The sequence below is a fragment of the Oleiphilus sp. HI0132 genome, from assembly GCF_001635845.1.
Genome location: NZ_LWGJ01001295.1, coordinates 1 through 1,447, shown reverse-complemented (window position 1 = coordinate 1,447; position 1,447 = coordinate 1). Strand labels below are relative to the sequence as shown.

Below are 1,447 nucleotides of genomic sequence, written 5' to 3'. Positions count from 1 at the left end.
TAATACATTTTCCCTGTAATAAATTTATATAGAAAAAAGAATCTTAAAGGTGATACATGAAGAAAACAGGCGCTTGGCTAGTTAGGTATGCACTCGAGCAACTTGGGATTTCACATACATTTGGTATACCGGGTGTTCACAATACCGAGATCTATGATGAGTTAAATAAGTCGGCCACCATTCAGCCTATGCTCGTTACTCATGAAGGCTGTGGCGCGTTCATGGCAGATGCTGTTAGTAGAACCAGTGATACGGTTGGTGCAATGCTTATCGTTCCTGCGGCAGGCGCTACGCATGCAGCTAGTGGTATTGGCGAAGCATTTCTTGACGGTATTCCAATGCTGGTGTTGTCGGGTGGTGTGCGGAGCGATTCAGACTTTGAATACCAGCTTCACGATATGGATCAGCATGCGATGCTAGCGCCAATTACCAAGGCAACATTTAAGGTAGCTCACCAGAAAGATATTATTAGAACGCTATATAAAGCCTACGAAATTGCGACGAGTGGCGAACCAGGGCCAGTATTTGTTGAGATACCAGTGAATATACAGCTTTATACGGCGGAGGTTGAACGACAAATAACGTATGCCGAATTTTTAAGTGAAAAGGCGCTTGTCGAGTCTGGTCATTTTGAACAGCAGCTAGATGAAGCGGTCGATATCTTAATTAAGGCTAATAAGCCCGGATTGTTTTTGGGCTGGGGAGCGGTGGACGTTTCTGATGTTGCTACGCAAGTCGCTAGCTTGCTTGGCGCACCGGCATCTACTACCTTGCAAGGCTTAAGCTCCTTTCCGGCAAATGATCCTATGCATACGGGAATGAGTTTTGGGGCTGCAGCAGTGCCTGCCGCAACGAAAGCATTTGAAGATTGCGACGCTTTGCTTGCGGTAGGGACTCGTTTTGGAGAAATTGGTACAGGTAGCTTTGGCGTTACGGTTCCTGAATCTTTGATTCATATTGACATTAACCCTAAAGTTCTCAATACAAACTACCCAGCGAAAGTAGCGATCCAGGGAGATGCAAATGAGGTCTTGCCCGCGTTATTACGTAAGCTCAAAGCTAAAATACATGAGAATAATATCTGTTTTGATGCGCGTTATAAGGAAGTGAGTCAGCTCATCTCAGAGCAAAAGGCTTCGTATAAACAAGAGTGGTATAAGCACGATAGTGGTTCTCGTGTTAATCCAGCTTTATTCTTTGATGCCTTAAGGAAAAGGCTGCCTGATGACGGTTATGTAGTGGTTGATGACGGTAACCATACCTTCTTAACGGCAGAACTTATGCCTATTCATACAGCGAGAACCATGATTTCGCCTACCGACTTCAATTGCATGGGTTATGCTGTCCCTGCGACTATCGGAACAAAGCTTCTTAATCCTGAAAAAGACGTTGTCAGTATTATTGGTGATGGTGCATTTTTGATGACGTGCATGGAAATTACAACGGC

At 44.6% G+C, this 1,447-nt stretch carries 1 protein-coding gene; it reads left to right on the top strand.

What is annotated here, in order from left to right:
• Window positions 1–56: 56 nt before the first annotated feature.
• Window positions 57–1,447: thiamine pyrophosphate-binding protein (locus tag A3766_RS19720; protein WP_068642825.1), on the top strand; the 1,391-nt coding region annotated here is incomplete at its 3' end.